The sequence below is a fragment of the Acinetobacter sp. BEC1-S18-ESBL-01 genome (genome assembly GCF_014169935.1).
In the GTDB taxonomy this organism is placed as follows: domain Bacteria; phylum Pseudomonadota; class Gammaproteobacteria; order Pseudomonadales; family Moraxellaceae; genus Acinetobacter; species Acinetobacter pittii.
In genome coordinates, this window is sequence record NZ_AP022302.1 from 1,599,328 (window position 1) to 1,621,970 (window position 22,643).

Here is a 22,643-nt window from a genome sequence, read left to right on the forward strand (position 1 = left end):
AAAGTTTACAAGAAAAGAATGCGTTTTTTTCAATGTGGCAGATACATTGCTTATATAAATACAAAATTATTGCGGGAGAGAGGTTCATTAAGAACCCGCCGAAGGAGCAACAAGCCCGGAAACTCTCAGGCAAAAGGACTGTAATAATTAAAAAATCTGGAGAGAAGCTTAGATTTATAAGAATGGAAAACAATAACTTATAAATTATAAACTCACCGAAGGGGAAGATCTAAACGTTAAAAGGTAACGTTGGGGTCGAAACTCTCAGGTACCAATGACAGATGGGCTGTACTGATGAAATGTTCTTACATTTCTGAGGAGTCTGTTATGCCACATGTTATTGTGATAGGTGCGGGAATCACAGGGGTTACCTCTGCTTATGAATTATCGCAACTGGGTTATCAAGTCACAGTGATTGATCGACATTTATATCCTGCAATGGAAACATCATTTGCCAATGGAGGGCAATTATCGGCTTGTAACGCCGAAGTATGGAACCAAAAAGCCACCGTCATTAAAGGCTTTAAATGGATGAGACAAAAAGATGCTCCTCTACTGTTGAACCCTTCATTTAGTTTGCATAAATATAGTTGGTTAGTTGAATTTCTATCACATATTAAAAACTATGAAGCGAATACGATTGAGACGGTGCGTTTGGCATTGCTGGCTCGTAAGCGTTTGTTTGAAGTTGCTGAAAAAGAGCAGCTTGAGTTTGATTTGGAGAAACGTGGAATCCTCCATATGTATCACAGTAAGGCTGACTACGAGATTGCTAAACAAGTTAATAACGTATTGAACAAAGGTACATTGGAACGCTATTCGGTTTCACCTGATGAAATGAAAACAATAGAACCATCTTTGACGGGTGACTATTTCGGTGGCTATTACACACCAAGTGATGCGACGGGTGATATTCATAAATATTCAACCTCTTTGGCTGAGAAGACTAAAGAATATGGCGTTCAATATAAGTTCGGCCTAGAAGTTATGGATATTAAGTGCAGCGCAGACAAAGTAGTTGTAACTTGTCAACCAAGTGCTGAGCATCCTTATCTGGTTGAGTCCGATAACATTCAGCTTGAAGGTGATGTACTTGTTGTTTGTGGTGGTGTAGGGAGCTATCAACTTGCCGATATGATTGGTGAGCGAGTAAATGTGTATCCAGTAAAAGGTTATTCAATTACCGTGCAATTAAAAGATGAGCACAGTGTGAAGAATGCTCCTTGGGTGAGTTTGCTAGATGAAAGTGCAAAAATTGTGACTTCTCGTTTAGGTAAAGATCGACTGCGTGTGGCAGGGACTGCTGAGTTTAATGGCTATAACCGCGACATACGGGCCGATCGTATTCAACCATTAGTGAATTGGGTTAATCGTAACTTTGATATTTCAACTGAGCATGTGGTGCCTTGGGCAGGGTTAAGACCAATGATGCCAAATATGCTGCCTGTTGTTAAGCAATCTAAACAACCTCGTGTTTTTTATAATACAGGGCATGGGCATTTAGGTTGGACTTTGTCTGCGGCAACGGCAGTTTTAGTCGGTCAGGATATTGCGCAAAAATATCCAGCGTAGAAAGTAAAAAGCCAGTGTTCAAACACTGGCTTTTATTTAAAGCATTAGTCATATAAGCGGTAGATTCCGCTAAAACGTTCACAGCCTTTTTGCTGGGTTTTCACATTAAGTAAAGCTTTTTGAAAATTAAACTGGTATTTACAGTTGTGCTCATTGTCTAAAATTTCACTTTTTTGTTCAGGCGAACTATAGGCCATCAATGAGACCATTTGCGTTTCTTTGCGATTATTTGGATTGCGGTATGCTATCCCTTCAATCTTAATTTTATCTTTCGCGAGCTGATGGACTTGAATGTGTACAGGCTGAGCTGCTATATGTCCATTTTCAAACTTAAGATAATGCTGGGTAAGCGTTTGCTTAAGCGAGGCATAAAAATTTAAGTCATCAGTACGTAAATCAAACTGTTGTTGAATACATGTATTACTCTTGCATTGCTGAGTATGTTTAGACCATAACTTTTGTGTATCCTGTAAAAGCTGTAAGGGGGCATCAGTAACTAAATATGCAGAAAGATATTTATTATTGAGTTCTTTTCTTGATTCACTAAATGTTTTTGAGCAGATTTTAAGCTCAGCTCCAGTATTGGAGCAGCCTATTGATTCTGCAAAGACAAAAGGTGAACATAAACAACTCAGTGTCACGACAAAACTTAATCTTTTCAATTGATTCATATCAGTATTAGACAGCATGATCGCTTATACTTTCAGTCTACTTTGCTAGGTGTACTATAGCGAAACAGAACGGCTGAATACAAGATTTCTTAAGTTTTTATGGAAGGTAATAATTTATATGGTTGCTCAGATTCGTATTGGACAAGGAATGGATGTACATGCCTTTGAAGAGGGGAACTTTGTTACATTGGCGGGTATTCAAATTCCACATACACATGGTTTGAAAGCACATTCTGACGGTGACGTTGTACTTCATGCGCTATGTGATGCTTTATTAGGTGCTTTAGCGCTTGGAGATATTGGACAACATTTTCCTGATACTGACCCAGAATACAAAGGCGCAGATAGCCGAGTATTGTTAAAGCATGTTTATCAATTGATCTTAGATCGTGGTTATCAGTTAAATAATGCCGATATTACGGTGGCTTGCGAACGTCCAAAATTAGCTAAGCATAATCTGGAAATGCGTCAAAGCATTGCTGACGTTCTAAATGTAGATATTAATCAAATTAGTATTAAAGCAACGACAACCGAAAAACTCGGGTTTACCGGTCGTCAAGAAGGAATTTTGGCTACAGCGACGGTTTTAATTTCTCATCACACCAAGTGATCTGCCTGTTGTAAAGACTGTTGAAGTTCTAAAGTTGCCTTACGGCCTTGTAGCTGTAAGGTAATACTATGAATGAGTCCAGTCCAAGTCTCATTAGGTTCCCAAATTTCGTGCAATAAATCCTGAGAAGTCGGCATATCCATATTCATATAAAACTGTCTATAGACATACATCAGGCAACTTACGCGTTTATTTTTGGCGCAATGTATCCAAATAATTTCATTTTGCACTAAATGATCAATCAAATCTAAAACTAATAAGCACTGCTCAGCAGAAGGCATCTCCCAATCAATTGGAATATGAATATAATTTAAACCAAGGTCTAAACAAATACGATCTTCATTTTCAAGATGATTTGAAGCATTAGTTAAAGCAAGGTTAATGACTGTGCTACACCCATACTCTTTAATCAATTTTAGTTGTTCAACAGAAGGTTGGGCTGAACTAAATAAATGTTCATGAATAATCGAAAATGTGGGAATTTGGGATAATGATTGTTCAAGGGTTGTCATGATCGCACTCTACAAGAGTAGGCTTAGCTTATTGTGTAGAATGTTATACACGATTCTAGAGAATAGTTGAAATACAGCCTGCTTATATATTCGGCAACGTTATCAAATTTTTAAAAATAATTAACTGGAAGAGTACAAGTCTTATAAAATAAAAAACAGCATCATTAAGATGCTGTTTTTTTAACTCAAAATTTAAGCTTTTTTTAGATTTTCATTCAATAAAAATTCGACTAAAGCTTTTTGAGCATGGAGACGGTTTTCTGCTTCATCCCATACGACTGCATTTTTATAATCGAGCATGGTTTCAGAAATTTCTTCGCCGCGATGAGCAGGTAAGCAGTGCATGAATAAACAATCTGGGTGAGCAAGGCTCATTAATTTTTCGTTAACCTGAAAATCAGCAAAGGCTTTTTCACGAAGTTTTTGCTCTTCTTCTTGGCCCATACTTGCCCACACATCAGTCACAATAAGGTCAGCATTTACTGCGGCATCTTCCGCATTATCATAAAGCTCAACGCAATGACCAAACTCGGCTAAAAATTCAGGTTTAGGTTCATATCCTTTTGGCGATGCAATTTTGAGTTTGAAACCCATCATGTGTGCAGCTTCAATATATGAATTACACATATTATTACCATCACCAATCCAAGCAACGGTTTTGCCTTCAATGCTGCCGCGGTGTTCAATATAAGTTTGTAAGTCAGCAAGTAACTGGCATGGATGATGATCATCAGTTAAGCCGTTAATTACAGGAACTTTTGAATAAGATGCAAAACGTTCAACAATGTCATGACCAAAGGTACGAATCATCACAATATCAAGCATACTTGAAATTACACGTGCTGAGTCTTCGATTGGTTCACCACGGCCTAATTGTGTGTCACGAGGCGATAGAAAAATCGCACTACCGCCAAATTGGTTAATACCTGCTTCAAAAGAGATACGTGTACGCGTACTTGATTTCTCAAAAATCATTCCCAATACTTTACCGACAAAAGGCTGGTAGACCTTATTGTCATGTTGCATTTTTTTAAGTTCGCTTGCGCGTTCTAAAATGCGATTAAGTTCTAGAGTGGATAGATCACGTAAAGTCAGGAAATGTCTTAGAGCCATGTAGCTACTCCATAATAATTGTTTTGAAATACAACAATTATCTGTTGTTGGCTGGGTGGATGTGGGAAAAAAGAAGTCTACTATACTATAAGCATTTTAAAATGCAAAAGAATTAGACTTTATGATGGCCTTTTAAGAAAATATCTACACAATATTCAATATAATCAAAAGCTTCTTTCTCATCTGGAAGAGCTGGCATACCCATAATCATACGCCATTCAATATCTCGTAAAATCCCGAAATACATGAGTGAAGAATAATACGGAGAATTACAGGTAATTTCGCCTGATTTATCCGCAAACTCTAATGCTTGAGTAAGTGTATTTTGTAAATTATGTACCCATTTGTCATATAAGTATTGTATGAGGACAGTGTTACATTCAGTCTGTTCAATAATAAGTCTTAAAAATGCAACATGTTCGGGCTGAATAATATGAATATATACACGATTAAGTGTTTGAATCAGATATTCTCTTAAAGTGCTTTTCTCTGGTTGGAATGGAATGCAAATATCTTTAAAAAACATTTCACGTTTATGATCACATATAGCCGTAAAAAGTCCTTCTTTATTGCCAAAATATTTATAAATAGAAGCCTTAGAGCCACCTGCATGATTAACAATATCATCGAGAGATACAGCATCATATCCTTTCTCTAGGAACAGCTCGGTCGCGCTTAACAATAGAGCTAAACGACGTTCAATACCGCGGCGTGTTTGAGGTTTCTCACATGCAAGGTGATGTGAATCCAGGACTGAATCATGCATAAAATTTAATAACAACAACTGACTTTGCTTATCTAGTATAGCAAAACTATCTTTAGTGATGGTCATAACCATTTTTTTAGATCATATGCTGAACAGTAAGTGGCTAATTCAAAAAATAAACTAATAGAAAATATAAGCTTAGTGTAGGTTGTAGAAGGGTTTAATGATGTAACCTTATGTTTGCATTATATTTTAATCAAAAATCTGATTGAAAAACAAAGCGGCTAAGAATGACTTAACCGCTTTGAAGTTAAATAATGAGATTTCTAGGCTTCAGTTTGAGTAACCTTGTGCTCATCTTCTTCGTCATCATCTGCAGAATCCATTCCAAGTTCCTTTAACTTGCGTGTTAAGGTGTTGCGACCCCAACCTAATAATTCCGCTGCGTGACGTTTGCGTCCACGTGTTTGTTGCAAGGCTGCGTTAATCAATGTGCGTTCAAACATTGGTGTGGCAATATCTAAAATTTTCATTTCACCATTTTTAAGCTTTTGAATAGCCCATTGATTTAGTAGTTCATCCCAATGGTGTAGAGAAATACGCTCAAAAGAAGGTGCCGGTTGACTAGAATCACTATTCTTTTGCAATGGAACTTGTTTGAGCTCAGAAGGTAAATCTTCAGGATAAACTTCGCGGCCAGTAATCATTACGGTTAGCCAGCGGCAAGTATTTTCAAGTTGTCGTACGTTACCCGGCCATGGTAACTGTTGCATATAGTCTGTCGTCTCGGTACGTAAGATTTTTGGACTTACGCCAAGCTCTTTACCTGCACGCGCAAGGAAATGCTGCGCAAGCATTGGAATATCTTCACTACGGTGGGCAAGCTTAGGAATGTGAATACGAATCACATTTAAGCGGTGATATAAGTCTTCACGGAAGCGACCTTCATTTACTAGCTTTTCTAAATCTTGATGTGTTGCCGCCACAATTCGAACATCTACTTTAACTGGAATGTGTCCACCTACACGATAGAACTCACCGTCAGCGAGTACGCGAAGCAATCGAGTCTGAGTTTCAAATGGCATATCACCAATTTCATCAAGGAACAGTGTTCCGCCATTTGCCTGTTCAAAGCGGCCTTGATGCTGAGTATTTGCCCCTGTGAAAGCGCCTTTTTCATGACCAAATAACTCGGTTTCAATCAAGTCTTTTGGTATCGCAGCCATATTTAAAGCAATAAAAGGCTTGGCACGGCGTGGGGAGTGCTTGTGTAAAGCATGAGCAACTAATTCTTTACCCGTACCCGATTCACCATTAATTAAAACAGTAATATGAGATTGCGATAAACGGCCGATAGCACGGAAAACCTCCTGCATTGCCGGAGATTCACCAATAATTTCTGTTGATTGAAGAGGTGAGGCTGTTTTTGTAGCTTCTTGCTGTTGTAGTTTATTAATATGCAGGATCGCACGATTGACTAAAGCTAAAGCTTCATCAATATCAAAAGGCTTTGGTAAATACTCAAACGCGCCTGTTTGATAGCTTGATACAGCAGACTCTAAGTCAGAATGTGCTGTCATAATAATGACAGGTAAATCTGGATGAGTGTTTTTGACTTTAGATAAAAAAGTTAAACCATCAATTCCAGGCATGCGGATGTCAGTTAAGATGACATCGGGAGCATCATGGTGCAAACGTTCAAGCGCAGTTTGAGCTTCTTCAAAATTGGTAACATCAAAACCTTCCTCTTTAAAGGTCTTTTCCAATACCCATCGCATGGCGCGATCATCATCAATAACCCATATTTTATTTCGCGACACGGTCTGACTCCCAAGGTAAATATAAGCTAAAAATTGTTTTTCCAGAAACAGATTGGCATTCAATCATTCCGTTATGTTGATGCATAATATTCTGTGCAATACTCAGGCCAAGCCCAGTACCTTTTGCTCGTCCAGTAACCAATGGATAGAAGACTGACTCCAAAATACTTTCAGGAATGCCTGGTCCATTGTCCTCTATATCGACTCGTACGGTAGATCGATTTAGTACACCGTTAATCGTGACAAGACGTTGTATGCGTGTACGTAGAATTAACTCCGGTTCGTGATCTATAAAGAATGCTTTGTTTTCTGTTATGGCTTGAATTGCATTTACACTAATGTTGAGCATGACTTGTATTAACTGATCACGATCGGCATTAACATCGGGTAAAGACAAATCATAATCCCGTATAATTTTAATTTTCTTCTTTGTCTGGTTGGCGATAAGTGAACGCACTCGCTCCAAAGGCTCGTGTACGTTAACATTTTCATAACTTGGGAGTTGTCTAGAACCCAACATGGTATCTGCCAAGTTCGTTAAGCGATCTACTTCATTAATAATGACATCTGTAAATTCAGCATAACTCTTATCGTTTAAACTGCGAGCGAGTAATTGAGTTGCACCACGAATACCTGCAAGTGGGTTCTTAATTTCGTGCGCAACGCCACGTACAAGCTGTCTGGCTACCTGATGTTGTTGTACCAGATTTTCTTCTTTAGAAATCTTTAACATACGATCAATCGGGTTGAGCTCAATCAAGAGTAATGGGTGATAACTTTTACCTGCATTTAATTGAGACACTGTGTAATCAACATGAAGGTCTTTAAAGTTGACATTAATAACCGCTTCTCGACGAGTATAAGGTTGACCGGTTTTTATAGTGTTTAATAACGCTTCATGTGTATTAAAAGTATCATCTGGTGCATGAAGTAAGTTCAAAACCGGCTGTCCTGAAGCTCGAAGCAAACTAATGTCAAATAGTGCTTCGCAGGCAGAATTTAAGTAAAAAATATTCAAGTTACTATCGATCAATAAAATCGCAGTAGTTAAGTTGTCTACCAATAGGCGATAGTCGATAGGGTTGTGTTGATCCATTAGCGAATCGTTCCTGTCTTAAAATAGCGCAATGGCATCTTCATTGGTTATCGGATTTTCACCGTTATAGAACATGAACGATGCAAAATATACGCCAACTTTGTTTATGGGTTATTTTAAAGTTTTAAAGTATTTAAAAACGCGCTGAAATCGGTCTTTATATCGGTTGATCAAAACTGATGGCTTGAATATAGATAATAACATGATCCAACTTGGTGCAAAGGTGAGTTTTGGTGCAAATGTTGGTCGTATTTTGGTGCATTACACAAAGAGTAGGCTTTCCACCTATGCTTGAGACAAGAAAAGACATACAATACGCGCATTCAAGTGGAGCGCAGATTCATGAAGACCCCCAAAGTCGGTTTTGTTTCTTTAGGTTGTCCTAAGGCATTGGTAGATTCTGAACGAATTTTAACTCAGTTAAAGACTGAAGGTTATCAAGTTGCATCAGATTATGATGGTGCTGATTTAGTTGTTGTTAATACCTGTGGTTTTATCGAATCTGCGGTACAAGAGTCGCTAGATGCAATTGGCGAGGCCATGAGTGAAAATGGTCGAGTAATCGTTACTGGATGCTTAGGTAAAGACGAAGACAAAATTCGTCAAATGCATCCAAATGTTTTAAAGGTTACTGGTGCAGCAGCTTATCAAGATGTAATGGAAGCTGTACATGAATATGTCCCAGCACCACCTAAACACAACCCGTTTGTTGATTTGGTTCCTGAACAAGGAATTCGCTTAACACCAAAACATTATGCCTATTTAAAAATATCTGAAGGATGTAACCACCGTTGTACCTTCTGTATTATCCCAAGTATGCGTGGCGATCTAGTATCGCGTCCAGTTGGAAGTGTACTGGAAGAAGCCGCTGCGCTTAAAAGAGCAGGTGTTAAAGAAATCTTGGTTATTTCCCAAGATACATCAGCATATGGTGTAGATACCAAGTACAAACTTGATTTCTGGAATGGCCAGCCTGTTAAAACAAAATTCTTTGATATGTGTGAAGCACTAGGCCAACTTGGTATCTGGGTGCGCTTACATTATGTTTATCCATACCCACATGTTGATGCGGTTATTGACTTAATGGCACAAGGTAAAATTCTGCCATATCTTGATATTCCATTCCAACATGCAAGCCCGCGTATTCTTAAGTTAATGAAGCGTCCGGCTCACAGTGAAAATACACTCGAAAAAATTAAATTGTGGCGTGAAAAATGCCCGGATCTTGTGATTCGTTCTACATTTGTAGTGGGTTTCCCAGGCGAAACTGAAGAAGATTTTCAAATATTGCTCGATTGGTTAGTTGAAGCTGAACTTGATCGTGTTGGCTGCTTTACCTACTCACCAGTAGAAGGCGCTACGGCAAATGATTTACCCGATCATGTGCCTGAAGAAATTAAGCAAGAGCGTTACGAGCGCTTTATGCAAGTGCAGCAACAAATTTCTGCTGCTAAGTTGCAAAAACGTATTGGTCAAACGATGACTGTATTAGTCGATAGTTTGGAAGATGAATATCCTGTTGCTGTTGCACGTTCTTATGCCGATGCTCCGGAAATTGACGGTAATGTCTTTGTAGAAGATATCGATAAGAGCACTATTCAACCAGGCGATATGTTGGAAGTCGAAATCACCGATGCGGATGAATACGACTTATTTGCAAAGTTAATTAAAATTAAGTCGGTTTAATCGATAACGATTCAAAAAAGCATTCAGTTTAAGAGGTTTTGGAGCAAACTCATGGCGGAAACAATTAGCCCCCGTTATTCACGCATTTTATTAAAACTATCTGGTGAAGCATTATCAGGTAACAAAGACATGGGTATTGATGCCCAAGTTCTTGATCAAATGTCCCTTTCAATTGCTCACTTAGTTGGCTTAGGTGTGCAAGTGGGTATCGTTGTTGGTGGCGGTAACTTGTATCGTGGTAGTCAGTTGCAAAAGGATGGCTTGGTTGGTCGTGTAACAGGCGATCAAATGGGTATGCTTGCAACTGTAATGAATGGCTTGGCTATGCGTGATGCATTGGTTCGCCGTAATATCAGAACTCGCCTTATGTCTGCATTACCAATTGGTACAGTAGTAGAGTCTTATTCAAGTCGTGATGCGATTCGTCACTTGAGTCAAGGTGAAGTTTGTGTTTTTGTTGCTGGTACAGGAAATCCATTCTTTACGACTGATACGGCAGCTTGCTTACGCGGAATTGAAATTGAAGCAAATTTAATTCTAAAAGCGACCAAAGTAGATGGCGTATATAATAAAGATCCAAGTAAATACGAAGATGCGGTTAAATATGATCATTTAACCTTTGATCAGGTATTGGACGAAAAACTTGGTGTTATGGATTTGACAGCTATTTGTTTATGTCGTGACCACAATGTGCCATTACAAGTTTTTGATATGAATAAATCAGGCGCGCTATTGTCAGTAGTCATGGGCGAAAAAGAAGGTACACGCGTTACTAAATAATGTACGTGTTGACGAAAGCTCTTTATACTAGCGCTAAATTAAATTTGTTAAAACATCCTTGAATAAATAAGTAAGGTAGATCATATGATTAACGATCTGAAAAAAGACAGCGAACAGCGTATGTTGAAAACTCTTGAGTCTTTGGAACTCGGGTTTGCTAAAGTTCGTACCGGCCGTGCACACCCATCAATCTTAAATGGGGTAATGGTTCCTTACTACGGTTCTGATGTGCCTTTAAATCAAGTGGCAAACGTTGGTGTTGAGGATTCTCGTACACTTCTTGTTCAGCCATTTGAACGTACAATGGTTTCAGCTATTGATAAGGCAATTCGTGAGAGTGATCTTGGTTTAAACCCGATTACAGCGGATGCAATTCGTGTACCTTTACCTGCATTAACTGAAGAAACACGTCGTGATATGCAAAAAATTGCGCGTAGCGAAGCTGAAAATGCAAAAGTTGCAATTCGTAATATTCGTCGTGATGTATTAGGTGATATCAAAGCATTGTTAAAAGAGAAAGAAATCTCAGAAGATGATGAGCGCCGTGCAGGTGATGATATCCAGAAAATCACTGACAAATATGTTGCAGAAGTAGACAAGCGTCTTGCAGCGAAAGAAGCAGAATTGATGAAGGTCTAAATTTTATGACCGATTCAGAAGAGTATCATCTTCCTAAGCATGTTGCCATCATCATGGATGGCAACAACCGCTTTGCAAAAAAAAATCAAATGCAAAAAGGTGATGGGCATCGAGAGGGTAAAAATGTTCTTGATCCTATCGTTGAACATTGTAAAAAAACAGGTATTCGTGCTTTAACGGTGTTTGCATTTTCAAGCGAAAACTGGAATCGACCACAATTTGAAGTCGATCTGCTTATGAAGCTTCTTGAAGAAACTATTCATGAGCAAATACCTCGCATGAAGAAATTTAATATTGCTTTGCGTTTCATCGGTGATCGTTCCAGATTACCGTCACACCTAGTTGCCTTAATGGAAGATGCAGAGCAACAGACAGCACACCATAACACTATGACCTTAACTATTGCTGTGAGCTATGGCGGGATGTGGGATATTGCAAATGCAGCAAAACAAGTTGCTGAAGCGGTTTCCCGTGGTGAATTTGGTGCTGATCAAATAAATGTTGATTTGTTCGAAAAATATGTCAGTCTAAACGATCTGCCAGCTGTGGACTTATTGATCCGTACAGGTGGAGATTATCGCATATCTAATTTCTTGTTATGGCAAGCAGCATATGCTGAACTGTATTTTACTGATACTTTATGGCCAGAATTTACAGTACAAGAATTCGATCATGCATTGAATGTTTTTTCAGGGCGTGAGCGTCGTTTTGGCAAAACATCTGAACAAATTCAGCAAGAGAAAATAGAGAACTTATAATGTTAGAGCGGATTGTTACCGCATTGGTACTTGTCGCAGTTGTTTTAGGCTGTATGTTTGCTACGCAATCACATTATCCAATGTTGGTTCTTATGATTGTAGCAGCAGGGGTTGCGGGGTATGAATGGTATAAATTAATGCCCCATGAAACTGTAAATGCTGTAAAGCCAAAAGCTTGGTGCTACGGTCTGCTTGTTGCATTCGTTTCGGGCGTTGCTCTATTTTTCCATGATATTGCATTACTTTTGTGGTCAGCTTCAATTTTGACTTGGCTTGTAAGCGTTTATTGGGTCAAATCTTTTCCTGAATTTGATGGGTGGTATAACGCTACTCTATATGTAATTGGCATTATTTTAGTTTGTGCTGCGGTAACTTCAATTTTTGTTGTTTGGCAAAGTTCGCCATGGTGGTTAATGTATCTGTTCTTACTCGTGTGGGGTGCAGATAGTGGTGCTTACTTTGTTGGTCGTAAATTTGGTAAAAGAAAATTAGCTCCAACCGTTAGTCCGAACAAATCAGTAGAAGGCTTGTATGGTGGTATTGTCACGACCATACTGGTAATGTTGGTTGTGCAATATCAGTATCTAAATTTAACTTTAATTCAGCAAATTCTGTTTCTTATCTTGTCACTGATTACAGTATTCGGTTCAGTGTTGGGTGATTTATTTGAGTCAATGATTAAACGTCGTGCTGGTATTAAAGATTCTGGACGTGTACTACCTGGTCATGGTGGTGTTTTAGATCGTATTGATTCTTTACTTGCTGCAGCCCCGATCTTTGCAACGGGAATGTATATATTAAAACTTATTGGTGTAGATTTATAAATGACACAATCTGTTTGCATATTGGGTGTAACCGGTTCCATTGGGCAAAGTACCTTAAAAATTTTAAATCAACATCCTGATAAGTATTCAGTATTTGCAATTTCAGCTCATAGTCGAATTTCTGAATTGGTTGACATATGTAAACAATTCCAACCAAAAGTTGTAGTTGTTCCAAAGCAAAAAGTTGACGAATTAGCAGCTTTATTTGTAAAGAGTGAATTACAAAATATTGAAATTTTGACTGATCAGGAAGGACTGGTAAGTATCGCATCTCATCCAGATGTTGATGTAGTTATGGCTGCAATTGTTGGAGCAGCTGGTTTATTACCAACATTAGCGGCTGTAAAAGCTGGTAAACGCGTATTGCTTGCTAATAAAGAAGCTTTGGTCATGTCTGGTGAAATCATGATGCAAGCAGCACTTGATCATCAGGCATTATTATTACCGGTAGATTCAGAACACAACGCTATTTTTCAGTCATTACCTCATAATTATTTAGAGGCTGAAAGAAATGGACAACCGCAACAGGGCGTATCAAGAATCTTATTGACCGCTTCAGGTGGACCATTTTTAAACCATTCGTTAGAACAGTTAGAAAAAGTTACTCCTGCGCAGGCTTGTAAGCATCCCAACTGGTCTATGGGACAGAAAATCTCAGTTGACTCAGCTACTCTTATGAATAAAGGGTTAGAGTTGATCGAGGCGTGTCATTTGTTTTCAATATCTGAACATTTTGTTACAGTTGTTGTTCATCCACAAAGTATTATTCATTCTATGGTGCAATATGTTGACGGTTCAACATTGGCTCAAATGGGTAATCCAGACATGTGTACACCGATTGCCCATGCATTAGCATGGCCAGAACGTTTACAGACTAATGTTCCTGCTTTAGATTTATTTGAGTATTCTCAGCTTAATTTTCAAGCACCGGATATCCAGAAATTTCCAGCACTGGATTTAGCCCGTCAGGCAATGCGTTCAGGAGGGCTGGCACCTACTATTTTAAATGCTGCAAATGAGGTTGCCGTTGCTGCATTTTTAAACCAACAGATTGGATTTACAAATATCCCACAAGTGGTAGAGCATACTTTGCAAAAATTGGAAAACTCAGTTGCTGATAATATCGAGTCTATTTTGAATAAAGATGAAGTAGCACGACATGTAGCACAGCAGTATATATCAAGTATAGGAGGCTGAAATGAGCGCATTATTTATGATTGCAGCAGCAGCTCTCTTGCTCGGTCCATTAATTGCAATTCATGAGTTCGGTCACTATTGGGTGGCACGAAAACTTGGTGTTAAGGTTCTAGTTTATTCTATTGGTTTTGGTCCGACATTACTTAAATGGACCTCAAAAAAATCTGGAATTAAGTACCAACTTTCAGCTTTGCCTCTAGGCGGTTATGTAAAAATGCTCGATGAGCGCGAAGGTAATGTTGCAGAGCAAGATTTACCTTATGCATTTAACCGTCAAAAACCATGGAAGCGTATAGCAATTGTTGCGGCTGGGCCTTTAATTAACTTGATTTTTGCTGTTTTACTTTTTTGGATTTTATTTTTACCAGCACAGGAACAACTAAATACAAGAGTGGGTAAGGTTGTACCCAACTCGCCAGCTGCTACAGCTCAACTACAAGTAGGTGACAAGATTATTGCTGTTGATGGAAAGGAAACGCAAACTTGGGAAAAACTTAACTTTGCTTTGATTGATCGTGTAGGTGAAACTGGTAGCTTGAATATCGATGTAGATCGTGCAGGTACTGAGAAAAATATTGTTTTACCCATTAAAGATTTTTTAAAAAACCAAAATGAATCAGCTTTAGATGTATTAGGCTTTTCACCTTATCGTCCTGTTATTCCCGCTGTTGTAACTGAGTTGACTGCAGATGGAGCAGCAATTCGACAAGGAATAAAAGTCGGTGATCGTATTGTATCCATTAATGGTCAAGCGATGAAAGACTGGTTTGATGTTGTGGAAGTTGTGCAACATTCACCAGAAAAATTGCTCAGTATTGATGTGTTGCGTAATGGTCAACTCGTTCATTTGCAAGTCATGCCTCAAGGAAAGCGTGACAATATGGGGCAAGTGAGTGGGGTTTTAGGCGTAAAAAGCGATGCAGGAAAAATTACAATTCCTGACGAATATAAGCAAACAATTCAATATACTCCATTACAAGCTTTCCAGATGTCGCTAGATAAGACTGGCCAAATCTCCAGCATGATATTGAGTTCGATAGTAAAAATGGTTAAGGGTTTAATTGGCTTAGAGAATCTTTCTGGACCAATTACAATCGCGAAGGTAGCGGGACAAAGTGCAGAAATGGGATGGCAGACTTTTATCTCATTTATGGCTTTAATGAGTGTAAGTCTTGGAATTTTAAATTTATTGCCAATTCCAATGCTTGATGGTGGACACCTCGTTTATTACATTATTGAAGCTATTCGTGGGAAGCCTGTTTCTGAACAAATACAAATGTTTGGTGTAAAAATTGGTATGGTACTGCTCGGTAGTATGATGCTTTTAGCTTTATTTAACGATTTTATGCGTTTGTAAACGTATATGGATTTATAACTTACTGGAAAAACTGGCATGCGGCACACACATTTTTTAATGCCTTTGGCACTTGTTAGCGCTATGGCAGCGGTACAACAAGCATATGCAGCTGATGATTTCGTTGTTCGAGATATTCGTATAGATGGTTTGGTCCGTCTTACTCCTGCAAATGTTTCTACCATGTTGCCAATCAACAGTGGCGATCGCGTTAATGAACCGATGATCGCAGAAGCAATTCGAACATTGTATGCCACTGGACTTTTTGACGATATTAAAGCATCAAGAGATAACGATACTTTAGTTTTTAATGTCGTAGAGCGCCCAATTATTTCAAAGCTTGAATTTAAGGGTAATAAACTTATTCCTAAAGAGGCTTTAGAGCAAGGCCTCAAAAAAATGGGCATTGCTGAAGGCGAAGTTTTTAAGAAGTCAGCTTTACAAACAATTGAAACTGAATTAGAGCAGCAATATACTCAGCAAGGCCGTTATGATGCTGATGTAACTGTTGATACTATAGCTCGCCCAAATAACCGTGTTGAACTTAAATTAAATTTTAATGAAGGTACGGCAGCTAAAGTTTTTAATATCAATATTATTGGTAATACTGTTTTTAAAGACAGTGAAATTAAACAAGCTTTCGCAGTTAAGGAAAGTGGTTGGGCTTCAGTTGTAACTCGTAATGACCGTTATGCTAGAGAGAAAATGGCAGCGAGCCTTGAAGCTTTGCGCGCGATGTATCTGAATAAAGGTTATATCAATTTTCATATCAATAACTCACAGCTCAATATTAGTGAAGATAAAAAGAATATCTTTATTGAAGTTGCTGTTGAGGAAGGTAGCCAGTTCAAATTTGGTCAAACCAAGTTTTTAGGTGACGCACTTTATAAACCTGAAGAACTGCAAGCTTTGAAAATTTATAAAGATGGCGATACCTATTCTCAAGAAAAAGTAAATGCTGTTAAGCAATTGTTATTGCGTAAATATGGTAATGCTGGTTATTACTTTGCAGATGTAAATGTCGTTCCGCAAATTAATAATGAAACGGGTGTTGTTGACTTGAACTATTATGTAAACCCAGGTCAGCAAGTAACCGTACGTCGTATTAACTTTACAGGTAATAGTAAAACTGCCGATGAAGTATTGCGTCGTGAAATGCGTCAAATGGAAGGCGCTTTAGCGAGTAATGAAAAAATTGATTTGTCCAAGGTTCGTTTAGAGCGTACTGGATTCTTCAAAACAGTTGATATTAAACCGGCTCGTATTCCAAATTCACCAGATCAGGTGGATTTAAACGTAAATGTTGAAGAGCAACACTCGGGAACTACAACATTAGCGGTAGGTTACTCACAAAGTGGTGGTATCACATTCCAGGCAGGTTTGAGTCAAACTAACTTTATGGGAACGGGTAATCGTGTTTCGATCGATTTATCTCGCTCTGAAACTCAAGACTACTATAACTTAAGTGTTACTGACCCTTACTTCACTATTGATGGTGTAAGCCGCGGTTATAATGTTTATTACCGTAAAACAAAGTTAAATGATGACTATAACGTTAATAATTACGTTACCGATAGTTTCGGTGGTAGTTTAAGTTTTGGTTACCCAATTGATGAAAACCAAAGCCTAAGTGCCTCTTTAGGTATTGATAATACTAAAGTAACGACTGGTCCTTATGTCTCTACTTATGTGCGTGATTATTTGTTAGCAAATGGTGGTAAAGCAACAAGTAAGGGTTCATATTGTCCAACCTTAAATGGTGAGTCGCAGTATGATACTGAGAAGGGGGAATGTAAGGTCCCAGAAGAACAATATGATAATGCGTTTGATGGTGAGTTCTTTACATATAACTTAAATTTAGGTTGGTCATACAATACTTTAAACCGTCCTATTTTCCCTACTTCAGGTATGTCACATCGTGTAGGTCTTGAAATTGGTTTGCCAGGTAGTGATGTTGACTATCAAAAAGCAACTTATGATGCACAGGCATTTTGGCCAATTAGTAATACTGGTTTCGTATTGCGTGGTTACGGTAAACTTGGCTATGGTAATGATTTACCATTCTATAAAAACTTCTATGCAGGTGGTTATGGTTCTGTTCGGGGTTATGATAACAGTACCTTGGGTCCTAAGTATGCAAGTGTAAACTTACAAGAAACCAAGCAAAATGACGGTTCTCCAGAAGAGGTTGGGGGTAATGCTTTAGTACAATTTGGTACTGAATTAGCTTTACCGTTACCTTTCAAAGGGGACTGGACTCGCCAAGTACGACCAGTCATTTTTGCTGAAGGTGGTCAAGTATTTGATACTAAGTGTGATGTTGGCTCTTATTCTATGATTATGAATGGGCAGCAAATAGCAGATGCTAAAAAATACTGTGAAGATAACTACGGTTTTGATTTAGGTAATATGCGTTATAGCGTAGGTGTTGGTTTTACATGGATCACTATGATTGGGCCATTATCTCTTAGCTATGCATTCCCGTTAAATGATAAGCCTGGTGACGAAACTAAAGAGATTCAGTTTGAAATCGGTCGTACTTTCTAAGTACGACTTGACTAAACAATGAAATAAGGACACAAATTAAGATGAAAAAATTAAATATATTAATGTTAGGGTTAGGCCTTACAATTTCTGCTATGACTAATGCTGCTGGTTATGGTGTTATTGATCTTGCTAAAGTTGTTGAAAGTAGTACTTATTTAAAACAACAAAATGCAAGTTTAAATCAATCTGTTAAACCAACAACAACTCGTCTTGAGCAGTTGGGTAAAGAGTTAGAAGGCCTTCAGCGTCAAGCCCAAACTCAAGGGCAAAAAATGAAAGAAGATGATATTAAGAAGCTTCAAACTCAATATCAGTCAAAATTAAATGAATTTAATTCGACTCAACAAGGTTTGCAGTCTAAAGTTCAAACTAGTTTGCAAGGAATGAACTCAACTTTTGAGACTCGTGTGAAGCAAGCAGCTGAACAATTACGAAAAGAAAATAATCTTGACTTCATTTTGAATAAAAATTCGACCGTTGCCTATGACGCTAAATATGATTTAACTGATAAAATGATACAAAAGGTTAATTCAATGAAATAAATTAATGAAAGTGCAACATTATCGTTTAGATGAACTAGCTCACCTAGTTAATGGTGAGTTAGTCGGTGCGGGTAGTCTTCAATTTATAAATCTGGCAAGTTTAGAAAATGCTGAACCTTCTCATATTACTTTCGTAAATGGCGAAAAGTATATCGATCAAGCAAAGACTAGCCGTGCGGGTGCGTACATTGTTACAAGCTCTATTAAAGAACAGCTTACTGATAAACAAAATTTTATTATTGTTGATAATCCATATTTGGCTTTTGCCATCCTTACCCATGCTTTTGATAAAAAGATCACATCAATAGGTATTGAAAGTACTGCTCAAATTCATCCTTCTGCAATTATTTCTGAAAAAGCATATATTGGCCATTACGTTGTAATTGGTGAAAATTGTGTAGTAGGTGAGAACACGATTATTCAGTCTCATACTCGTCTGGATGATAATGTAGAAATTGGCAAGGATTGTTTTATCGATTCTCATGTCACTATTACTGGCGGTTCTAAATTACTTGATCGTGTTCGAGTTCATGCAAGTACTGTGATTGGTAGTGAAGGCTTTGGATTTGCACCATATCAAGGTAAATGGCATCGTATCGCACAATTAGGTTCAGTTATTATTGGTAATGATGTCCGTATTGGATCAAATTGTAGTATTGATCGAGGGGCACTAGATAATACGATTTTGGAAGATGGGGTAATTATTGATAATCTTGTGCAAATCGCACATAACGTTCATATTGGTTCCAATACAGCTATTGCTGCTAAATGTGGAATTGCTGGAAGCACTAAAATTGGCAAAAACTGTATTCTTGCAGGAGCCTGTGGTGTGTCTGGTCACCTTTCAATCACTGATAATGTGACTTTAACTGGAATGTCAATGGTCACAAAAAATATTTCTGAAGCTGGTACCTATTCTTCAGGAATTGGATTATTTGAAAATAGTCATTGGAAAAAGACAATTGTACGCTTGCGACAATTAGCAGATGTGCCATTGACCCAAATCACTAAACGACTTGATCATATACAAGCTCAAATAGAGTCTCTTGAATCAACTTTTAATTTGCGTAAATAGAATATTATGACCGAGTCAACTACACCTAAATTTGCCATCCCTGAATTACCAATGCAGATTCAAACGATTCGTCAATATTTGCCGCATCGTTATCCTTTCTTATTGGTTGATCGTGTGACTGAAGTTACTGACAATAGTATTGTTGGTTATAAAAATGTTTCTATCAATGAAGAGTTCCTACAAGGACATTTCCCAGAATATCCAATTATGCCGGGTGTTCTAATTGTAGAAGCATTAGCTCAAGTTTCGGGCGTTCTAGGTTTTATTATGAACAATGAGACGCCAAAACCAGGTTCTTTATTCCTCTTTGCTGGTGCAGAAAAGGTAAGATTTAAAAAACAAGTAGTTGCTGGCGACCAACTTGTATTAAAATCTGAATTAGTAATGCAAAAACGCGGTATCTACAAATATAACTGTACGGCTACCGTTGACGGTATTGTAGCAACAACCGCTGAAATTATGATTTCACACCAAAAAACAGAGCAGGCATGAGCAATCACGATTTAATTCATTCTACGGCCATTATTGATCCATCTGCAGTGATTGCCCCGGATGTCCAGATAGGACCTTATTGTATTATTGGTCCAAATGTGACAATTGGCGCTGGTACTAAATTACATTCACATGTTGTAGTTGGTGGTTTTACCAAAATTGGTCAAAATAATGAGATTTTCCAGTTTGCAAGTGTTGGTGAAATTTGCCAAGACTTGAAATATCAAGGTGAAGAAACTTGGTTAGAGATTGGAGATCATAATTTAATTCGTGAGCATTGCAGTTTACATAGAGGAACTGTACAAGATAATGCTTTAACTAAAATAGGTAGTCATAACTTATTGATGGTTAATACGCATATTGCACATGACTGTATTGTTGGTGATCATAATATTTTCGCAAATAATGTTGGTGTTGCTGGACACGTCCATATTGGTGATCATGTCATTATTGGTGGTAATTCGGGAATTCATCAATTCTGTAAAATCGATTCTTACAGTATGGTTGGTGGAGCATCTTTAATTTTAAAAGATGTGCCAGCGTATGTTATGGCATCTGGTAATCCAGCACATGCGTTTGGTATTAATATAGAAGGTATGCGCCGAAAGGGTTGGTCTAAGGATACAATTCAAGGCCTTAGAGAAGCTTATAAATTGATTTTTAAATCAGGCCTGACTTCTGTTCAAGCTGTTGAGCAGATTAAAAATGATATTCTTCCGAATGTTCCAGAAGCTCAATTATTAATTGACTCTGTTGAGCAATCAGAACGTGGTATTGTGCGTTAAGCCGAGATATTCAAAAAAAGACACCGCAATCTGCGGTGTCTTTTTTTCTTAAAAACTTTTATTTGTTAAAAAATTTGGCTTCTTCAGATTTTGGATACTGACTTAAAATTTTAGCTTTATATTGGTTTGCTGATACAGTGTTTTTATCAACATCTTTGGCAATACTGTAGAGTTGATAAAGCGCGCGAGGAGCTTTACTAGAATTTGGGTATTGCGTAGCGACTACATTATAGTTCTTTTTAGCTTCATTATAATTTACCGGATCAGTTGCTAAATTAAACTCGGCTAACCAAAAATAGGCATTGCCTGTATAAACGCTATTAGGATGATTTTTGATAAAGTTTTGCATTGGAGCAATCGCTTTTTTCGCTCCACCTTGTTTGTAGGCATCTAAAGCGACAGTATAAGCTGCTTTTTCAAGTTCTACAGGGTTCGATTGATTTTGCGTAGCAGGCGATGAAGCTGGTTGTGTTACTTGCGTTTGTGAAGGGGAAGTAACTTGACTTGCAGCAGTTGTAGTAGTACTAGCTGCTTTATTGTCGGTAGGAGGAGCTTCTGAGCTTCCGGTAGCTGTAGCATCACTATTTGCTGTATTGTCTGGTGCTGCACTTTCTGGATCTACTTTTTGATTTAGTAATTCCAAACGCTGGTCTAAATCAGTATAGCGATTAGATAAATCTTTTTTCAGTTGTTCAATATCATTCGATTGTTCTTCTAACTGTCCGCGTAAGGTACGTATATCATTTTCTAATTGTTGGTTTTTTTGCATCAATTCCCAATTTAAATTACTAGGGACTGAAGCGTTATTCGATGAAGTGTTAGTTGAACTACCACCACTTTGACTTAAACCGCGCGATTCAATTGGAATATTGGCATAGAGAGAAGTAGTGCTCATTAAGGCAATAAATAATAAAGAATGCTTCATCAATCGCATGAGTATAGGTCCATAATTTTATGTAAAAGCTAACTTGAGAAGGGAATATGTAAACTATTCACATTAGCTATCTAAGGTTTTAATTGATCATTGCAATTAAAACAGCTAACAATATAAATGCAAGAATAGTTTACAATCTTCAAGCATATTTTATTCAAAATAAGTATCAAGAAAGAATATAAGATAAGAGATTCTAGGAATTTATATGTTTTTGACGATGAATTAATCAATTGAAACATAAACTTGCTTAAAATTGAGAAGAAGGCTTGCAACTCTTTTAAAAATCTCTATACTCTGTTTTGCAATGGTAGCCCCGCTGGTGGCTTCGCAATTGTACTCTGTGAACCCCGCCAGGACCGGAAGGTAGCAACGGTAGCAGATCTATGATGTGCCGAAGTTTTGCTAGTGGGGTTGCCACCATCTTCTAATCCGATCTCCGTTGGATTGCCTTCATAATTACATCTAAATCAAATCCTCTATATTGTAAAAACCTCATCTGTTTTGCTTTAAGTTTAGGATCTTTTTCTACTTCTTCACCAAACTTTTTCACTTTAAGTTGATAAGCCTGTTCCACCCAATCAATATTATGAATTTCATCTGCAATTAAATCATTTTCGATTTGTTTAGTTTTTAAAGCTTGTTTGATGCGTTTTGGCCCTTTGCCTTTACGAATTTGGCTAGCCAATGTTAGTTCTGCAACGCGTTGGTCACTTTGATAATTTTGCTCAGATAACTCTTCAACAAGTTGCTTAACCTCTTCAGGGTTTTGTGCATAACGATTCAATTTCTCGATAAGTTCTGCTTTCGAATAATCTCGACGAGTCAATAACGCAAAAGCATATGAGCGCAAACGTTGACCTGTTAGCAAAGCGCGTTGTTGGGGCTGTTCTTCTGTTCTTTTGAACATATTTAATATTTCCTCGTAAAAAA

22 protein-coding genes, 1 other RNA gene and 1 riboswitch are annotated in these 22,643 nt (G+C 37.9%); of the genes, 15 read left to right on the forward strand and 8 right to left on the reverse strand.

From position 1 onward, the window contains the following. Positions 1-62: 62 nt before the first annotated feature. Positions 63-151: riboswitch (glycine riboswitch) on the forward strand. A 176-nt stretch (positions 152-327) separates the two neighbouring features. Next, the gene (locus tag H7R46_RS07450; RefSeq protein ID WP_005068883.1) at positions 328-1,572 is read left to right on the forward strand and encodes a D-amino acid dehydrogenase; all 1,245 of its coding nucleotides are present in this window, start codon (positions 328-330) and stop codon (positions 1,570-1,572) included. A 44-nt stretch (positions 1,573-1,616) separates the two neighbouring features. Here H7R46_RS07450 and H7R46_RS07455 read toward each other — a convergent pair whose 3' ends face one another. Then, the gene (locus tag H7R46_RS07455) at positions 1,617-2,261 is read right to left on the reverse strand and encodes a hypothetical protein (RefSeq protein WP_005068885.1); all 645 of its coding nucleotides are present in this window, start codon (positions 2,259-2,261) and stop codon (positions 1,617-1,619) included. A gap of 100 nt (positions 2,262-2,361) precedes the next feature. On the opposite strand from H7R46_RS07455, the gene ispF reads away from it, so the two are divergent. Further along, a complete protein-coding gene (gene ispF, locus H7R46_RS07460) occupies positions 2,362-2,853 on the forward strand; it encodes a 2-C-methyl-D-erythritol 2,4-cyclodiphosphate synthase (protein ID WP_005068887.1) in 492 nt (163 codons plus the stop codon). Here ispF and H7R46_RS07465 read toward each other — a convergent pair. From H7R46_RS07465 to glnL, 5 genes are all read right to left on the reverse strand, one after another. Further along, positions 2,841-3,365, reverse strand: coding sequence for a protein tyrosine phosphatase family protein (locus H7R46_RS07465; protein ID WP_005068888.1), 525 nt, complete (start codon positions 3,363-3,365; stop codon positions 2,841-2,843). The two genes, ispF and H7R46_RS07465, sit on opposite strands and share 13 nt — an antisense overlap. A gap of 192 nt (positions 3,366-3,557) precedes the next feature. After that, positions 3,558-4,478, reverse strand: a complete 921-nt coding sequence (gene argF / locus H7R46_RS07470) for an ornithine carbamoyltransferase (protein ID WP_005068890.1) — start codon at positions 4,476-4,478, stop codon at positions 3,558-3,560. Between the two features lie 112 nt (positions 4,479-4,590). After that, positions 4,591-5,244, reverse strand: coding sequence for a TetR/AcrR family transcriptional regulator (locus H7R46_RS07475; protein ID WP_005803466.1), 654 nt, complete (start codon positions 5,242-5,244; stop codon positions 4,591-4,593). 266 nt (positions 5,245-5,510) lie between these two features. Continuing rightward, entirely contained in the window at positions 5,511-7,004 is a 1,494-nt protein-coding gene (gene glnG, locus H7R46_RS07480) for a nitrogen regulation protein NR(I) (protein WP_002115702.1), read from the reverse strand. Beyond that, positions 6,991-8,100 (reverse strand): nitrogen regulation protein NR(II), encoded by a 1,110-nt coding sequence (gene glnL, locus H7R46_RS07485; RefSeq protein WP_005068897.1) that lies wholly within the window; start codon positions 8,098-8,100, stop codon positions 6,991-6,993. The genes glnG and glnL overlap by 14 nt, the downstream gene beginning before the upstream one ends. Before the next feature lie 342 nt (positions 8,101-8,442). Between glnL and rimO the strand changes: the two genes are divergently transcribed. The 12 genes from rimO to lpxA all read left to right on the forward strand — a co-directional run bounded on the left by rimO (position 8,443) and on the right by lpxA (position 20,779). After that, positions 8,443-9,786 carry a 30S ribosomal protein S12 methylthiotransferase RimO gene (gene rimO / locus H7R46_RS07495; RefSeq protein ID WP_002115588.1) on the forward strand — a complete coding sequence of 448 codons (1,344 nt, stop codon included), beginning with the start codon at positions 8,443-8,445 and terminating at the stop codon, positions 9,784-9,786. 51 nt (positions 9,787-9,837) lie between these two features. Beyond that, positions 9,838-10,566 (forward strand): UMP kinase, encoded by a 729-nt coding sequence (gene pyrH / locus H7R46_RS07500; RefSeq protein WP_000852257.1) that lies wholly within the window; start codon positions 9,838-9,840, stop codon positions 10,564-10,566. 84 nt (positions 10,567-10,650) lie between these two features. Then, complete coding sequence (gene frr, locus H7R46_RS07505; protein WP_002115638.1) at positions 10,651-11,205, forward strand: ribosome recycling factor; 555 nt, start codon at positions 10,651-10,653, stop codon at positions 11,203-11,205. Positions 11,206-11,210: 5 nt separating this feature from the next. Continuing rightward, entirely contained in the window at positions 11,211-11,963 is a 753-nt protein-coding gene (gene uppS, locus H7R46_RS07510) for a polyprenyl diphosphate synthase (protein WP_002115643.1), read from the forward strand. Further along, positions 11,963-12,787 carry a phosphatidate cytidylyltransferase gene (locus H7R46_RS07515; RefSeq protein ID WP_002115701.1) on the forward strand — a complete coding sequence of 275 codons (825 nt, stop codon included), beginning with the start codon at positions 11,963-11,965 and terminating at the stop codon, positions 12,785-12,787. The genes uppS and H7R46_RS07515 overlap by 1 nt, the downstream gene beginning before the upstream one ends. Then, positions 12,788-13,984, forward strand: a complete 1,197-nt coding sequence (gene ispC, locus H7R46_RS07520; protein ID WP_005068901.1) for a 1-deoxy-D-xylulose-5-phosphate reductoisomerase — start codon at positions 12,788-12,790, stop codon at positions 13,982-13,984. Position 13,985: 1 nt separating this feature from the next. Next, a complete protein-coding gene (rseP, locus tag H7R46_RS07525; protein ID WP_002115589.1) occupies positions 13,986-15,341 on the forward strand; it encodes an RIP metalloprotease RseP in 1,356 nt (451 codons plus the stop codon). Between the two features lie 36 nt (positions 15,342-15,377). Continuing rightward, the gene (gene bamA / locus H7R46_RS07530) at positions 15,378-17,885 is read left to right on the forward strand and encodes an outer membrane protein assembly factor BamA (RefSeq protein WP_005068904.1); all 2,508 of its coding nucleotides are present in this window, start codon (positions 15,378-15,380) and stop codon (positions 17,883-17,885) included. 41 nt (positions 17,886-17,926) lie between these two features. Beyond that, entirely contained in the window at positions 17,927-18,427 is a 501-nt protein-coding gene (locus H7R46_RS07535; RefSeq protein ID WP_002115728.1) for an OmpH family outer membrane protein, read from the forward strand. Between the two features lie 4 nt (positions 18,428-18,431). Then, on the forward strand, positions 18,432-19,502 hold the full coding sequence (gene lpxD, locus H7R46_RS07540) for a UDP-3-O-(3-hydroxymyristoyl)glucosamine N-acyltransferase (protein ID WP_002115634.1): 1,071 nt from the start codon (positions 18,432-18,434) through the stop codon (positions 19,500-19,502). A gap of 6 nt (positions 19,503-19,508) precedes the next feature. After that, complete coding sequence (gene fabZ / locus H7R46_RS07545) at positions 19,509-19,994, forward strand: 3-hydroxyacyl-ACP dehydratase FabZ (protein WP_002115603.1); 486 nt, start codon at positions 19,509-19,511, stop codon at positions 19,992-19,994. Beyond that, positions 19,991-20,779 (forward strand): acyl-ACP--UDP-N-acetylglucosamine O-acyltransferase, encoded by a 789-nt coding sequence (gene lpxA, locus H7R46_RS07550; protein ID WP_005068909.1) that lies wholly within the window; start codon positions 19,991-19,993, stop codon positions 20,777-20,779. The genes fabZ and lpxA overlap by 4 nt, the downstream gene beginning before the upstream one ends. A gap of 58 nt (positions 20,780-20,837) precedes the next feature. Here the strand turns inward: lpxA and H7R46_RS07555 are convergent, their stop codons facing one another. Next, the gene (locus H7R46_RS07555) at positions 20,838-21,713 is read right to left on the reverse strand and encodes a YbgF trimerization domain-containing protein (protein WP_005068911.1); all 876 of its coding nucleotides are present in this window, start codon (positions 21,711-21,713) and stop codon (positions 20,838-20,840) included. Positions 21,714-22,027: 314 nt separating this feature from the next. Here H7R46_RS07555 and ffs point away from each other — a divergent pair. Next, an RNA gene (gene ffs, locus H7R46_RS07560) (signal recognition particle sRNA small type) lies at positions 22,028-22,124 on the forward strand. Between the two features lie 13 nt (positions 22,125-22,137). Here ffs and H7R46_RS07565 read toward each other — a convergent pair. Continuing rightward, positions 22,138-22,620 carry a regulatory protein RecX gene (locus tag H7R46_RS07565; RefSeq protein ID WP_005068912.1) on the reverse strand — a complete coding sequence of 161 codons (483 nt, stop codon included), beginning with the start codon at positions 22,618-22,620 and terminating at the stop codon, positions 22,138-22,140. Positions 22,621-22,643 lie beyond the last annotated feature (23 nt).

Excerpts from the sequence above, each read along its gene's own strand:
- H7R46_RS07450 (WP_005068883.1), top strand. The coding sequence starts at position 328 with ATGCCACATGTTATTGTGATAGGTGCGGGAATCACAGGGGTTACCTCT.
- H7R46_RS07455 (WP_005068885.1), bottom strand. The coding sequence starts at position 2,261 with ATGCTGTCTAATACTGATATGAATCAATTGAAAAGATTAAGTTTTGTC.
- ispF (WP_005068887.1), top strand. The coding sequence starts at position 2,362 with ATGGTTGCTCAGATTCGTATTGGACAAGGAATGGATGTACATGCCTTT.
- H7R46_RS07465 (WP_005068888.1), bottom strand. The coding sequence starts at position 3,365 with ATGACAACCCTTGAACAATCATTATCCCAAATTCCCACATTTTCGATT.
- argF (WP_005068890.1), bottom strand. The coding sequence starts at position 4,478 with ATGGCTCTAAGACATTTCCTGACTTTACGTGATCTATCCACTCTAGAA.
- H7R46_RS07475 (WP_005803466.1), bottom strand. The coding sequence starts at position 5,244 with ATGCATGATTCAGTCCTGGATTCACATCACCTTGCATGTGAGAAACCT.
- glnL (WP_005068897.1), bottom strand. The coding sequence starts at position 8,100 with ATGGATCAACACAACCCTATCGACTATCGCCTATTGGTAGACAACTTA.
- rimO (WP_002115588.1), top strand. The coding sequence starts at position 8,443 with ATGAAGACCCCCAAAGTCGGTTTTGTTTCTTTAGGTTGTCCTAAGGCA.
- pyrH (WP_000852257.1), top strand. The coding sequence starts at position 9,838 with ATGGCGGAAACAATTAGCCCCCGTTATTCACGCATTTTATTAAAACTA.
- frr (WP_002115638.1), top strand. The coding sequence starts at position 10,651 with ATGATTAACGATCTGAAAAAAGACAGCGAACAGCGTATGTTGAAAACT.
- uppS (WP_002115643.1), top strand. The coding sequence starts at position 11,211 with ATGACCGATTCAGAAGAGTATCATCTTCCTAAGCATGTTGCCATCATC.
- H7R46_RS07515 (WP_002115701.1), top strand. The coding sequence starts at position 11,963 with ATGTTAGAGCGGATTGTTACCGCATTGGTACTTGTCGCAGTTGTTTTA.
- ispC (WP_005068901.1), top strand. The coding sequence starts at position 12,788 with ATGACACAATCTGTTTGCATATTGGGTGTAACCGGTTCCATTGGGCAA.
- rseP (WP_002115589.1), top strand. The coding sequence starts at position 13,986 with ATGAGCGCATTATTTATGATTGCAGCAGCAGCTCTCTTGCTCGGTCCA.
- bamA (WP_005068904.1), top strand. The coding sequence starts at position 15,378 with ATGCGGCACACACATTTTTTAATGCCTTTGGCACTTGTTAGCGCTATG.
- H7R46_RS07535 (WP_002115728.1), top strand. The coding sequence starts at position 17,927 with ATGAAAAAATTAAATATATTAATGTTAGGGTTAGGCCTTACAATTTCT.
- lpxD (WP_002115634.1), top strand. The coding sequence starts at position 18,432 with ATGAAAGTGCAACATTATCGTTTAGATGAACTAGCTCACCTAGTTAAT.
- fabZ (WP_002115603.1), top strand. The coding sequence starts at position 19,509 with ATGACCGAGTCAACTACACCTAAATTTGCCATCCCTGAATTACCAATG.
- lpxA (WP_005068909.1), top strand. The coding sequence starts at position 19,991 with ATGAGCAATCACGATTTAATTCATTCTACGGCCATTATTGATCCATCT.
- H7R46_RS07555 (WP_005068911.1), bottom strand. The coding sequence starts at position 21,713 with ATGCGATTGATGAAGCATTCTTTATTATTTATTGCCTTAATGAGCACT.
- H7R46_RS07565 (WP_005068912.1), bottom strand. The coding sequence starts at position 22,620 with ATGTTCAAAAGAACAGAAGAACAGCCCCAACAACGCGCTTTGCTAACA.